Raw genomic sequence first — 13,605 nt, 5'->3', positions numbered from 1 at the left:
GAGCCTGTCCACAACTGCGAGCCCATGTCGCAACTTGGCTCGACAAGCGGTGTTTGTTTTGACAAGGAGGAGGGCACAAAATGGGGAACAGGTCGAGCGGAGTACAAGAATGAGCGATATGGAGCTTCCTGAGCGCGAGAGCATGGAATTCGATGTGGTGATCGTCGGCGCCGGGCCGGCAGGCCTGTCGGCAGCGATCCGCCTCAAACAGGTCAATCCGGAGCTTTCCATCGTCGTGCTCGAGAAGGGGGCGGAAGTCGGCGCCCACATCCTGTCCGGTGCCGTGGTCGATCCGATCGGCATCGACCGGCTGCTGCCGGGCTGGCGCGAGGAGGAGGGGCATCCTTTCACGACGCCGGTGACGGATGACCATTTCCTGTTTCTCGGCCCGGCCGGTTCGGTCCGGCTGCCCAATGCCTTGATGCCGCCGCTGATGAACAATCACGGCAATTACATCGTCTCGCTCGGACTTGTCTGTCGCTGGCTTGCCGAAAAGGCCGAGGGCCTTGGCATCGACATCTATCCCGGCTTTGCCGCCACCGAAGTGCTCTACAATGACGACGGCGCCGTCATCGGCGTGGCAACCGGCGACATGGGCATCGAAAAGAACGGCGAGCCCGGTCCCAACTACACCCGCGGGATGGCGCTGCTCGGCAAATATGTGCTGATCGGCGAGGGCGTGCGCGGGTCGCTCGCCAAGCAGTTGATCGCGAAGTTCAAGCTGGACGAGGGCCGCGAGCCGCAGAAATACGGTATCGGCTTCAAGGAACTGTGGGAGGTCAAGCCGGAGCACCACAGAGAGGGCCTTGTGCAGCACTCCTTCGGCTGGCCGCTTGGCATGAAGACCGGCGGCGGCTCCTTCCTCTATCACCTGCACGACAATCTGGTTGCGGTCGGCTTTGTCGTCCACCTCAACTACAAGAACCCCTACCTGTCGCCCTTCGAGGAGTTCCAGCGCTTCAAGACGCATCCGGCCATTCGCGACACGTTCGAGGGGGCCAAGCGCCTCTCCTATGGCGCGCGCGCGATCACCGAAGGCGGATACCAGTCGGTGCCGAAGCTGTCCTTCCCGGGTGGCGCGCTGATCGGCTGTTCCGCCGGCTTCGTCAACGTGCCGCGCATCAAGGGCAGCCACAATGCCGTTCTGTCGGGCATGCTGGCGGCCGACAAGATCGCCGAAGCGATTGCCGCGGGCCGGGCAAATGACGAACCGGTCGAGATCGAAAACGCATGGCGTTCGACCGATATCGGGCGTGACCTGAAGCGGGTGCGCAACGTCAAGCCGCTGTGGTCGAAATTCGGCACGGCGCTCGGCGTGGCGCTTGGTGGCATCGACATGTGGATCAACCAGATTTTCGGCTCCTCGCCATTCACGCTGAAGCACGGCAAGACCGATGCGGCCTCGCTGGAGCCGGCCGCACAGCACAGCAGAATAGCCTATCCGAAGCCCGACGGCGTCCTGACCTTCGACCGGCTTTCCTCGGTTTTCCTCTCCAACACCAACCATGAGGAAGACCAGCCGGTTCATCTGAAGGTCAAGGATATGGAACTTCAGAAGCGTTCGGAGCTTGGGGTCTATGCCGGCCCTTCGGCGCGTTACTGTCCGGCCGGTGTCTATGAATGGGTGGAAAAGGATGGCGACGAGGTTTTTGTGATCAACGCGCAGAACTGCGTTCACTGCAAGACCTGCGACATCAAGGATCCGAACCAGAACATCACCTGGGTGCCGCCGCAGGGTGGCGAAGGTCCTGTCTATCCGAGCATGTGACGCGAGAGAATTATGCAGATCGGAATTAATGCCGTAAGATCTTCATGACGACAGGATATGAGGTAGCGGCAAGAACCTGAAAGGGACGGTTGGCGTGAAAAAGGCGGTGTTCGGCAGACGGTTCAGGCTGTGGATGGCAACATGTCGCCGCAGCCGCTTGCGCTCTTTCGTGCCGGTCATTGCCGTGGCCGGCGGCCTTCTGGTGATCTTTCCCGCCAAGCAGACGAGCGCCGTCGGCAAGTGCCGCCAGGATGCCGCGCCCTCCATCGACTGGAGCGATTGCAAGAAGCGCATGCTGATGCTCGACGGCAGCAATTTCGACGGCGCCAATCTCTCCAATGCCGATTTCAGCATGACGGATCTCGGCCGCAGCAGCATGAAGGGCGCCAACGTCACCAAGGCAGGCCTCGTGCGCACCTCGCTTGCCCAGTCGGACCTCACCGGCGCCGATTTCTCCAAGGCGGAAGGCTATCGCAGCGATTTCACGGCGGTGAAGGCAACAGGGGCGAGCTTCGTGGCCGCCGAGTTGCAGCGCGGCAATTTCAGCAGCGCCGATCTGCGTAACTCCGATTTCACCAAGGCGGAACTCGGCCGTGCCATCTTCTATCGCGCCACCTTCGAAAACACCCATTTTGCCATGGCCAATCTGTCGCGGGCACTGTTTCACAATACGAGCTTTGCCGGCCCGGTGGATTTCACCGACGCCTTCATGTTCCTCACCCGCATCGAGGGCGTCGATCTGACGCGCGCGACAGGCCTCAAGCAGGAGCAGATCGCCCTTGCCTGCGGCGACGAGACCACCAAGCTGCCGCAGGGCCTTACCGCACCAGCCGGGTGGCCATGCCCTGACGAATAGGGCTGGCCTTCAAGAAAATTAACGGTCGGACCCCGAGCCTGCCGCCGTTAGATATTCGTTAACCATGAAGTCCTTAAGTTGCGGCGGATCACGAAATCACCGCAACAAGGACACATTCATGTCGATCTCGCGCCGCGGCCTGATGTTCGGCCTTCCGCTGTTTCTGGCTGGCTGCTCTTCAACGACCATCAATCCGCAACTGAACTACGCCGCCTTGCCGGATGAAAAATTTCCCCTGCGCCAGGTTCCGATTGACAAGATCAAGCCTGAGCTGCGCCGCACGGAAGTGGATTACGTCACGACCGAAAAGCCGGGCACGATCGTTGTCGATACGCCGGCGCGCCGGCTCTACTACGTGCTGGAAAACGGCCGCGCGCTGCGCTACGGCATCGGTGTCGGCCGCGCAGGGCTTGCCCTGTCCGGCAATGCCTATGTGGGTCGCCGGGCTGAATGGCCGAGTTGGACGCCGACCGCCAACATGATCCGCCGCGATCCGCACAAGAACCTGAAATATGCCGCCGGCATGCCGGGCGGACCCAATAACCCGCTCGGCGCGCGGGCCATGTATCTCTACCGCGCCGGCAATGACACGCATTTCCGCATTCACGGCACCAACCAGCCGGAATCGATTGGCCACGCCATGTCGAGCGGCTGCGTGCGCATGATGAACCACGACGTCATCGATCTCTACACCCACGTCAAGGTGGGCGACCGCGTGGTGGTCATTCAGGAAGCGAAGGTCTGACCAAGACGGGAGGCGCCCGCTCTGCCGGGTGCCTCAGCGGCTTTTCCAAGCCACCAGCATCAGCGCGCCGACGATGCTGACATGTTCGACCACCACGTAGAATTCGAGCGTCTTCAGCGGCTCCTGCATCGCCCAGAAGTTATGGGCGATGGGAATGGTGAGCACGGTGAAGACGGCAAGCGCGCCGGCACCGATCCAGGCATGCCGGTTGAGGATGATCAGCGCCGATCCGCCAAGCTGCGTGATGATGACGGCGATATTGAAAAGCACGGCCGGCTGGAGCCCGAAATGGGCCATCTCCGCCACGCCGCCCTGAAAGTCGATCAGTTTCGACAGGCCGCTTCCCCAGAACATGAATGTCAGCACGGTTCGGGCCACATAGCCGAACCAGCGTGTGCCGAACAGGCCCGCGACCGGCGACAGGCTTGCGCTCTCTGAAATTGCCATGGCAGTTGTCCCCTCTGCTCTATGAGGACATCATAAATGACAAATGTTCAGATTGCAAAAGGGTAACTGCACACTGACCGCGAGAAAAGCCGCCGGAAACCGCCCCTGTCACGCGGCCTGGCGGCGCTCCAGCGCCACGGAGACCAGGAAGACGAGAAGGCCGATGACGGAGAGGGCGGCGCCGACATAGCCGGTGGCGGCAAAGCCGTAACCCCAGGCGATCACCAGCCCGCCGAGCCAGGCACCGAGCGCATTGGCAATGTTGAAGGCGGAGTGGGTGGAGGCGGCCGCCAGCGTCTGCGCATCGGCGGCCACGTCCATCAACCGCGTCTGGACGGCCGGGCAGGCGGCAAAGCCGCAGCCGATCAGAAAGACGCAGAGGCACAGCATGATCGGATTGCTCGCCGTCAGTGCAAAGACGGTCATCACGACGATGTTGAACACCATCACGCCGCCGATCGTGCCTGTGAGCGACAGGTCTGCCAGCCGCGAGCCGACGACATTGCCGACATTCATGCCGATGCCGAAGAGGGCCAGCACGATGGACACCATGGCGACCGGCATCATCGCCGTCTGGGTCGTCGTGGCGGCGATATAGCTGAAGATGGCAAACATGCCGCCAAAGCCGGTGGCGGCCACGGCAAGCGCTAGCCACACCTGCACGCGTTTCAGCGCCCCGAGTTCCCGGCGGATGCTTGCCCCTTCCTGCACCTTGTCCTGCGGCAGGAAGAACCAGAGAAGCGCCATGGTCACAAGCCCGATGCCGCCGACCAGCAGGAAGGCGGCCCGCCAGCTCAGCATCTGGCCGGCAAAGGTGGCAACCGGCGTTCCGGCAAGTGTTGCGATGGTGAGCCCCAGCATGACGCGGCCGACTGCCCGCGCCCGCCGGTTCGGCGGCACCATGGAGGCCGCAACCAGCGCCGCCACGCCGAAATAGGCGCCGTGCGGCAGGCCGGAGATGAAGCGCAGAAGCGTGAAGCTGGAAAATTCCGGCGCAACCGCGCTCAGAATATTGCCCAGCGCAAACAGCGACATCAGCATCAGCAGCAGGGTGCGCCGGCTGAGCCGCGCGGCAAGCGCCGCAATCACCGGCGCACCGATGACCACGCCCAGCGCATAGGCGGTGATGACATGGCCCGCCTGCGGGATGGTGACGCCATAGGTATCGGCGACATCCGGAAGCAGGCCCATGATGGCGAATTCGCCCGTGCCGATGCCGAAGCCGCCGACGGCCAGCGCGCATTCGATCAGGGCGATGGTGAGGGGCGAAAGCGTGCCGGGGGCAGAGGGGCGTGCCGTTTCGGAAGCGGTGGCGGAGGGGGCAGTGATATCTGTCATTGTGTTCGCAAGCATGAGCCGAGCGCCGGGCCGGCGTTCAGGGGCTGTCCGTGATTGGGATCTGGCCGAAATTGGCAGGCGGCCGGAGAGATATGTCAGTATTTGCTAAGGCTACCATACTATTTTGCAGTGCGGGAGAGCCGAAATGACAATCGCGAGATTATCATGATCATGCCTTATATCTGTCGGGCCCTTGCCCCGACCGGCAGACGCAACCATTTCCCAGGCTGCGCCGTTCTGTGGCGCTGCCAACTCGGAACCCTGCCATGAAGCTCATTGCCATCTTCAACCGCGACGGCGGTACCTTCAAGACGACAGACATGGAGGCTTATTGTGCACGCGCCGAACAGGCGTTCCGGGACGGAGGCCACGATATCGAGTGCCGCGTCGTTGCCGGTAACGAGGTGGTCGAGGCGATGGAGAAGGTGGCGGACACGCCCGGCATCGACGGGCTGATCGCCGGCGGCGGCGACGGCACGATTTCGGCGGCCGCCGGCATTGCCTGGAGAAGCGGGCTGACGCTCGGCATCGTGCCGGCCGGAACCATGAACCTTTTTGCACGCTCGCTGAAACTGCCGCTCGATATCTGGCAGGCTCTGGAGGTGCTGGCCGAAGGCGAGGTTCTGGCGGTGGATATTGCCAGCGCCAATGGTCGCAGCTTCGTCCACCAGTTCTCCGCCGGCCTGCATTCGCGCATGATCCGCTATCGTAACAAGATGACCTATGCCTCGCGGCTCGGAAAAATGCGGGCGAGCGCCCGGGCCGCGCTCGGCGTGATGTTCAACCCGCCGGTCTTCGAGGTGGAATTCAACGCCGAAGGCAAGCGCGGCGTGCGCAAGGTTTCGGCCATCTCGGTGTCCAACAACGAGTTCGGCGGCGATTCGCTGATGTATGCCGAAAGCGTCACGGGCGGCCATCTCGGCTTCTACACGGCCGATGCGCTGACACCGCTCGGCGTTGCGCGCCTGACCTTCGATATCCTGCGCGGGCGCATGACGGACAATGAGGCGGTAACGGCCGTGACCGTGACGGAGCTGGAACTGCATTTTCCGCGCGCCCACAAGGACATCCGCTGCGTCATGGATGGCGAGCTGTTGCCGATGGATCCGGATGTGTCTCTGAAGATCCATGCCGGCGAGCTGAAGGTGCTGGTGCGCCAGCCGCAGCAGCCGGGCATCCAGGTTCAGGCCCAGGAAGGCCAGGCGGATGCACCGGCAGCACTCTGACGGCGATCAGATCCGCGGCAGGTAGGTGCGATAGTCGAAATCCGACACCGTGCGCAGGTAGGCGATGGCTTCCTTGCGCTTGATGTCGCCATAAAGCTTCGCATAGCGGGCGCCAAAAATATCCGCGATGAAGGGCGAGGCGGAAAATTCGTTGACCGCCGTCAGGAAATCATGCGTCAGCTTGCGGCCGCCGGGCGGCTCGCCCCCCGGTTCCGTCGCGGGGCCTGGATCAAGCGTTTCATCGAGGCCGCGCAGCATGCCGCCGAGAATGGCCGTCAGCAGCAGGTAGGGATTGGCGTCGGCACCGGCGACGCGATGCTCGATGCGGGCTGCCGGTCCGTTGCTGTCGGGGATGCGGATCGCGGTGCCGCGATGGCCAAAACCCCAATCGATATCGACAGGCGCAAACGAGCCGGGCTGGAAGCGCCGGTAGGAATTGGCAAAGGGGGCAAAGATCAGCTGCGCCTCGCGCATCGTGTCGAGCATGCCGGCGCAGACGGATTTGAGCCGCACCGGTTCGCCGCCTTTTGCGTCCAGAATATTGTGGCCGTCGGCATCCACGATGCTGGCATGCACATGCAGGCCGGAGCCGGCATGATCGCCATAGGGTTTGGCCATGCAGGTGGATTTGAGGTCATGCCGGCGGGCTGCCTGTTCGGCAAGCCGCTTCAAGTAGATGCAGTCGTCGGCGGCCGCCAGCGCATCGGCGCGGTGGAGAAGGTTGATCTCGAACTGGCCGGGTCCGAATTCGGCCGTCGTCGCATCGGCCGGCAGGTCTTGCGCTTTTGCCCAGGCGCGCAGCGTCGTCAGGTAGTCGGCAAGCGCGTCGACTGCACCCATGTCGTAGAGCTGAAACCCGTTCGGATCGCCGCGATAGGTAAGGCGCTGCGGCGGGCGTGGCCGTCCCGTCTCGCGAAAATCGTCTTCCACCAGATAGAATTCCAGCTCCGTCGCCACGACTGGCGTCAGGCCGCGTGCTTTGTAGCGGTTGAGCATGGCGGCAAGGATGGCGCGCGGATCCATGAAGCTCGGGCTGCCGTCCATCTCGTGCATGGTGGCCAGCACCTGCAGCGAACCCTCTGGCGCCCAGGGCATCGGGGCTGTGCTGCGTGGATCGGGGATGCAGAGCCCGTCCGGATCGCCGATCGTCAGCGAAAGCCCGGTAATGTCGTCATTGTCGTCGCCCCAGATGTCGAGCGATTGGGTGGAGGAGGGCAGCCGCACGGTCCCGTCCCACACCTTCTTCTGCGCTGAAAGCGGGATCTGCTTGCCGCGCAGGTCGCCGTTCATTCCGACCAGCAGGATTTCGATGCGCGGTTCGGGCGCTATGGTCGGTGTGGACAAAGGCGTGTCGGTCATGCGGTGCCCCGGTTCGTCGGGCAGGCTCAGCCTTGCCAAACATGGTGTCGTCAGGCCATGTTCGTAACCGATCAGAAACCGCCTTACAATCAGGCACATCGCCCGCCACCTCAGTGCGGAAAGGCGCATGTGCGGAGGGATGCCGTGACCGCCTTGACCAGCCTGTCCAACCTGTCTGCCATCGATGCCGCCCATCATCTGCATCCCTTCTCCGACATGAAGCAGCTGAACGAGAAGGGCACCCGCATCATCGCGCGCGGCGAGGGCGTTCACATCTGGGATGCGCAGGGCAAGAAATATCTGGATGCCTTTGCCGGCCTCTGGTGCGTCAATGTCGGTTATGGCCGCCGGGAGATCGCAGACGCGGTGTCGCGGCAGATGAACGAACTGCCCTATTACAACACCTTCTTCGGCACGACGAATGAGCCCGCCACGCTTCTCGCGCAAAAGATCACCGGCCATGCCGGGGGAAGCCTCAACCACGTCTTCTTCACCAATTCCGGGTCTGAAGCGACGGATACCTGGTTTCGCATGGCGCGCGTCTACTGGAAAACGCTCGGCCATCCGACGAAGACCCATGTGATTGCGCGCCGCAACGGCTACCACGGCTCAACCGTTGCCGGCGCGTCGCTCGGCGGCATGAAGCCCATGCACGAGCAGGGCAACCTCCCGATCGAGGGCATTTCCCATATCGGCCAGCCCTACTGGTATGCCGATGGCGGCGATCTGACGCCGGACGAATTCGGCCTGAAGATGGCCCGCGAACTGGAGGCGCGGATCGACGAGCTGGGCGAGGAGAATGTCGCCGCCTTCGTGGCCGAACCCATCCAGGGGGCGGGCGGCGTCATCGTGCCGCCGGACAGCTACTGGCCGGAAGTGGCCCGCATCTGCAAGGCGCGCAACATCCTTCTGGTGGCCGACGAGGTGATCTGCGGTTTCGGCCGGCTCGGCCGCTGGTTCGGCCATCAGCATTTCGGCTTCGAGCCCGATCTGGCGCCGATCGCCAAGGGCCTGTCCTCCGGTTACCTGCCGATCGGCGGTGTGCTGGTGAGCGACCGCGTTGCGCGGGTGATGATCGAGGACGCCGGCGATTTCAACCACGGCTTCACCTATTCCGGCCATCCGGTCTGTGCCGCCGCAGCGCTCGAAAACCTGCGCATCATCGAGGAGGAGGGCCTGGTGGAGCGTGTGGCAACCGACATCGGTCCCTATTTTGTCGCCGCCCTCAAGTCGCTGGAGGATCACGAGGTCGTCGGGGCGGTTGATGCGGTCGGGCTGATTGCCGGCGTGCAGCTTGCGAGCGACAAGGCAACGCGCCGGCGCTTTGAAAAGCCCGATGACGCCGGCATGACCGTGCGCAACCATTGCCTGGAGAACGGCCTCGTGATGCGCGCCACCGGTGACCGCATGCTGGCCTCGCCGGCGCTCGTCATCACGCGTAGCGAGGTGGACCAGATCATTGAGACGCTGCGGGCCGGCCTCGACCATCTGCGCGACACGGTTTCCCGGTAAGCTGGCGGAGCACCACGGTTCAACGAACGGGCAAGGGTGCCTGCTTTACGAAAGCATAGCCGAAGGGAAAGGTCGCCCTGCCACGCGAGAACAGGTAGGGCACCGCCATCTGTCGAGCGCCGACGTTCGCATCGAGAATGAGGCCATGCGCCGCCAGAAGAACGGCCGCCGATGCGGGAAGCGGCTCGCCCCCCTTCGCCGGCCAAGCGATCAGGCCGCTGCCGCTTTGACCTGCGGACTCAAGCGAGACCGGAAGCGGCGTGCCCGGCATGATCACCGGCACGTCCGGCCATTGCAGGCGCAGATTGCCGGCAAGCATCAGGTCGTCGGTGATCACATAGGCCGGCCGTTCGCCCCGTTCTTTGACGACCTGCTCCACAAATGACCGGTAGGGAATGTGTTCCTTGCCATAGTCGCCGATCAGCGGGCCGATCAGGTTGCTGAGCGCCAGATAGAGGGAAAAGGCGGTGACGATGCCGAGGAGCGGCGGCGCCATGCGCGCCACGCTCTGGCGCATGTCGCCTTCGATCGCATCGAACTTCAGCACGAGGTATAGCGGCAGGAGCAGGAGGAAGGGCGACAGCCACTTCTGGCGGATGCTGGAGGCGCCAAAGCCGATGCCGATCAAGGCCACCAGAATAAGCGAGGCGATGATCATGCCGCCAATGAGGCGCGTCCAGCGGCTCTGCGCCCGAAAGGCGGCCCCGATATCGCGGTAAAACACCAGCGCGAAGAGGGCGAGCACCGGGACGGAGCCCGCAAGCGTTGATTCGAGAATCGAGATGAGACCCCGCATCGTATCCTTTGCCGCATTGCCCGATGCACCATCGTGCATGGCCTGTACGGTGCCGGTCGTTGCAAGATCGAGGTGGTAGAGAACCCACACCAGATGCGGCGTGACGATGGCGATTGCGATGAGAACCGCCGGGATGACGCGCCAATCGAAGAGGCGGCGGCGAAACTGCGCATCGGTCAGCATGGCGAGAATGGCGGCGACCGGCAGGATGACGAAGTTGTACTTGGTGATGATGCCGAAGCCGACCGTCACGCCCAGGGCGAGATAACCGAAGAGGCCCGGGCGCTTCAAAACGGAGAGCAGGGCACACAGGAACAGCGAGACCAGACAGAGCGTTCCCACCGCATGGGTCAGGTCACGCTGCGCAAGGACCGTCACCGACGGAACGGCCAGCACGCCGAGCATGGCGACGAAGGGCAGGCGCCTGTCGCGCACCACGATGCGGGCGGCGACGAGATAAAACAGGCAACAGAGAAAGAGAAGCCCGTTCTTCAATAGGGAGATGGTGGCCACCGACAGGCCGAAGACATGGACCACGCCATATTGCAGCCAGTTGTAGAGCGGTGGCTGCCGGCCATAGCCGAGAAGCAGCATCTGCGCCTGGAAGGCCTGCTCGGCCTCGTCGTTCTGCAGGCTGTCGGAACGGATGACCCGCAGCAGCACGCACAGCACGAAATAGCCAAGGACAAGCCAGATGACGATGTCCGGGCGGCGGACGAGGAATTTATGAATTCGGGTGCTCACCGCTGAAAACATCTCTCACGATATAGCTCAGGGAATTTTCGTCTCGGTAATAGGTGCGCGCCAGCATTTCGGCGAGGATGCCCGTGGTAATCAGCTGCATGGACGACAGAAACAGCATGATGCCGACGAGAAACAGCGGCCGCGTGCCGATATTGTTGCCCATGATGAACTTGTCGACGAACAGGTAGGCGAGGATCAGACCGGCGAGCGCACCCAGCGCTAGCCCCAGCGACCCGAAGAAATGTCCCGGCCGTGCCTTGAAGCGCATGAAGAACATCACCGACAGGAGGTCGAGGATGACGCGGAAGGTGCGCGAGATGCCGTATTTGGAGGTGCCGTGCTGGCGTGCGTGATGGGTCACCGGCATTTCGCCGATGCGTGAGCTTGGCACGACGCCGGCCACCCAGGCGGGGATGAAGCGGTGCATTTCGCCCATCAGACGCACCTGTTTGATCACCGAGCCGCGGTAGATCTTCAGGCTGCAGCCATAATCATGCAGACGCACGCCCGTGATGCGGCCGATCAGCCGGTTGGCGATCCAGGAGGGGATCTTGCGCAGGACAAGCCCGTCCTGGCGGTTCTTGCGCCAGCCCACCAGAAGATCCAGTTCGCGCCGCTCGAGTTCCTTCACCATCTCCGGAATGTCACGCGGATCGTTCTGCAGGTCGCCGTCGAGGGTCGCGATCAGACGCCCGCGGGCCTGGGTAATGCCGGCCTGCATGGCGGCTGTCTGGCCGAAATTGCGCTGCAGCGCCACCACCTGCAGATCAAGGCCGGGACGGCCGATAGCCGAGCGGGCATTGGCAAGCGTGGCATCCGTGCTGCCGTCGTCCACGAGGATCAGCTCCCAGCGGTAAGCGATGCCAGCCATGGCCTCCTCGATGCGGGCAATCAGCGGGCCGACGCTTTCCTCTTCATTGAAGATCGGCACCACCAGGGAAAGCTCCACGGCCGAAGGATCCGTCGCCGGCATCCCGGCCCGTTCCGCAACTGTCTGCACCTGACATTCTCCTTGATCCGCCGGGCTGCTCTTTCCGCCACAGGCTCACGCTGCGGCTCAGGCGCCCGAGGCCTACCACGTCTTTGTTGACGCCCTGTATAGCAAGAGCATCGCTCTTGCCAGCACAGGCCATCGTCAATTTGCCGGATAGAGAACGGCGTAACCCAAGTGATACACGTCCCCCGGCCGTCCGTTGATGTAGGGCACGTCGACAACGCCGGTCTTCATGCGCGCGCCGGCACCGGCAAAGCGGTCGATGGACGGGCGCAGATTGTCGGGCAGTGTGAGCGGGTCTGCCGTGCGGCGGTTCCAGACGGCAAGGATCGGCCTTTGCGCGCTGAACTCGTATTTCGGCTGGAAGGCCGGAAAATAGATCGAGTAGACCGGCACATCCGGCAGGTAGAGGCGCATATTGCCGCCGATATGGGAATCGTTTGCAATCAGCAGGCCTGGGCGCGTGCCCACCTCGTTGACCAGCCGTTCGACAAGTTCACGCTGGGGGTAGTTCAGCTTCTCGTAGGAGCCGGTCCATTGCGGCAGGTGAAGCCGCACGCCGAGGATGGTCGGGATGATGACCATGACGGCGAGCGCAATCGCCAGGAAGCGCCGTGCCCCTGTCTCCGAAAGCCGGCCGGCGGCCGAAAGCTTCAGCGTCAGGTAAAGCGGCAGCACGACGAGCAGGGGGGCCAGCCAACGGTCCTTGATGTGTTCGGCGCCTGTCACGAGAAGCATCAGGATGAGAACGAAGGCCAGGGCAAGCAGCATGCGTTCGATGAAGCGTGTCCAGTCGTTGCCGGCGCGCAGGCTCGCCACGAAATCTCGGCCGAAGGCAATCCAGTAGGCGAGGATCGTGAGGCCCGCAAAGCCGATGATGGCGATGACCAGCGAGGTCAGCCCCTCAAGGAAGGGGAAGCGTGTCGCGGTCGCGCCTGTGTCCTGCAATTTCGACAGGGTGCCCTGCGACGCGACGGAGAGATTTTGCAGAAGCCACCAGCCATGCGGCGCAACGACGATCACGGTCAGTACAGCGGTCAGGAGGAAGCGTCGGTCGAAGATGCGGCGGCGCCACTGCGGATGGGACAGAACCGCCAGAAAGGCGGCGGCCGGCAGAAGAGCAAAATTGTATTTCGCCAGAAGCCCGAGGCCGGTGGCAAGGCCGGTGACGGCATAGCTCGCGAGACTCGGTTTTTTCAACGTGAAGAACAGGCCGGACAGGAAGAGGACCGCGCAGAAAATGGCGGCCACCGTGTGCGTGAGGTCGCGCTGCGATTCGAACGCTACCTGCGGAATGGTCAAAAGCCCGAGCGTCGCGATGACCGCATGCTCCTTGCGCGGCAGCAGCAGCTTGGCGGTTTTCCACGATATCAGGTAAAGGCTCAGGAGGATGGTGTTCTTCCAGATGGCAAGCGTGGCGATGGATATGCCGCCGATCGAAAACACCAGGTGCTGCAGCCAGTTGTAGAGCGGGGGCTGGGTGGCATAGCCGAGCGCCAGCCATTGCGTGACGAGGACCTGTTCGGCCTCGTCGTATTCCAGCGAATCGGACACTGTCAGGCGCACCAGCAGGTTCACCAGAAAATAGCCGGCAAGCAGCAGCGGCAGAAGGATATCCCAGGAAACGGAACCGCCGGCGCCGGCTGCAGGGCGAGAGGCCTGTTCCGGCAAAGCGTCCGCGGAGGAGGCGGGAGAAGACAAGTCAGGTTTCATCAGCACAGTTCTTTTTGACGTCTGCGGACAAGGCTCTTCATCCGGCATTCACCGGCCTTGTCGCAAGCATCCAGGGGTGGAAGACGGCTTGGGCGTCAAAACCGTCC

The 13,605-nt window shown here is 63.0% G+C and carries 11 protein-coding genes; 5 read left to right on the top strand and 6 right to left on the bottom strand.

Going from position 1 to position 13,605, the window contains the following annotated elements; translation table 11 throughout:
• Nucleotides 1-109 precede the first annotated feature (109 nt).
• The 3 genes from J2858_RS01905 to J2858_RS01895 all read left to right on the top strand — a co-directional run bounded on the left by J2858_RS01905 (nucleotide 110) and on the right by J2858_RS01895 (nucleotide 3,369).
• Complete coding sequence (locus tag J2858_RS01905) at nucleotides 110-1,768, top strand: electron transfer flavoprotein-ubiquinone oxidoreductase (RefSeq protein ID WP_210103054.1); 1,659 nt, start codon at nucleotides 110-112, stop codon at nucleotides 1,766-1,768.
• 133 nt (nucleotides 1,769-1,901) lie between these two features.
• Nucleotides 1,902-2,624, top strand: a complete 723-nt coding sequence (locus tag J2858_RS01900; protein WP_210104089.1) for a pentapeptide repeat-containing protein — start codon at nucleotides 1,902-1,904, stop codon at nucleotides 2,622-2,624.
• Nucleotides 2,625-2,742: 118 nt separating this feature from the next.
• Complete coding sequence (locus J2858_RS01895; RefSeq protein WP_210103053.1) at nucleotides 2,743-3,369, top strand: L,D-transpeptidase; 627 nt, start codon at nucleotides 2,743-2,745, stop codon at nucleotides 3,367-3,369.
• 33 nt (nucleotides 3,370-3,402) lie between these two features.
• On the opposite strand, the gene J2858_RS01890 is transcribed toward J2858_RS01895, so the two are convergent.
• Complete coding sequence (locus tag J2858_RS01890) at nucleotides 3,403-3,816, bottom strand: DoxX family protein (RefSeq protein WP_210103052.1); 414 nt, start codon at nucleotides 3,814-3,816, stop codon at nucleotides 3,403-3,405.
• 108 nt (nucleotides 3,817-3,924) lie between these two features.
• A complete protein-coding gene (locus J2858_RS01885; RefSeq protein ID WP_210103051.1) occupies nucleotides 3,925-5,154 on the bottom strand; it encodes an MFS transporter in 1,230 nt (409 codons plus the stop codon).
• Between the two features lie 266 nt (nucleotides 5,155-5,420).
• Between J2858_RS01885 and J2858_RS01880 the strand changes: the two genes are divergently transcribed.
• Complete coding sequence (locus tag J2858_RS01880; protein WP_210103050.1) at nucleotides 5,421-6,380, top strand: diacylglycerol/lipid kinase family protein; 960 nt, start codon at nucleotides 5,421-5,423, stop codon at nucleotides 6,378-6,380.
• A gap of 6 nt (nucleotides 6,381-6,386) precedes the next feature.
• Here J2858_RS01880 and J2858_RS01875 read toward each other — a convergent pair whose 3' ends face one another.
• A complete protein-coding gene (locus J2858_RS01875) occupies nucleotides 6,387-7,739 on the bottom strand; it encodes a glutamine synthetase family protein (RefSeq protein ID WP_210103049.1) in 1,353 nt (450 codons plus the stop codon).
• A 144-nt stretch (nucleotides 7,740-7,883) separates the two neighbouring features.
• Here J2858_RS01875 and J2858_RS01870 point away from each other — a divergent pair, with 144 nt between their 5' ends.
• Entirely contained in the window at nucleotides 7,884-9,251 is a 1,368-nt protein-coding gene (locus J2858_RS01870; RefSeq protein WP_348635432.1) for an aspartate aminotransferase family protein, read from the top strand.
• Nucleotides 9,252-9,270: 19 nt separating this feature from the next.
• Here J2858_RS01870 and J2858_RS01865 read toward each other — a convergent pair whose 3' ends face one another.
• The 3 genes from J2858_RS01865 to J2858_RS01855 form a co-directional block, all read right to left on the bottom strand.
• Nucleotides 9,271-10,791 carry an ArnT family glycosyltransferase gene (locus tag J2858_RS01865; RefSeq protein ID WP_210103047.1) on the bottom strand — a complete coding sequence of 507 codons (1,521 nt, stop codon included), beginning with the start codon at nucleotides 10,789-10,791 and terminating at the stop codon, nucleotides 9,271-9,273.
• Nucleotides 10,772-11,764, bottom strand: a complete 993-nt coding sequence (locus tag J2858_RS01860) for a glycosyltransferase family 2 protein (protein ID WP_210104088.1) — start codon at nucleotides 11,762-11,764, stop codon at nucleotides 10,772-10,774. Before J2858_RS01860 ends, J2858_RS01865 begins: the two co-directional genes overlap by 20 nt.
• 162 nt (nucleotides 11,765-11,926) lie before the next feature.
• Nucleotides 11,927-13,498, bottom strand: a complete 1,572-nt coding sequence (locus tag J2858_RS01855) for a glycosyltransferase family 39 protein (RefSeq protein WP_210103046.1) — start codon at nucleotides 13,496-13,498, stop codon at nucleotides 11,927-11,929.
• Between the last annotated feature and the right edge of the window lie 107 nt (nucleotides 13,499-13,605).

The organism is Neorhizobium galegae, assembly GCF_017877135.1.
Taxonomy (GTDB): Bacteria; Pseudomonadota; Alphaproteobacteria; order Rhizobiales; family Rhizobiaceae; genus Neorhizobium; species Neorhizobium galegae_A.
The sequence above is the reverse complement of the archived record's forward strand: the minus strand, read 5'-3'. Positions and strand labels throughout refer to the sequence as shown.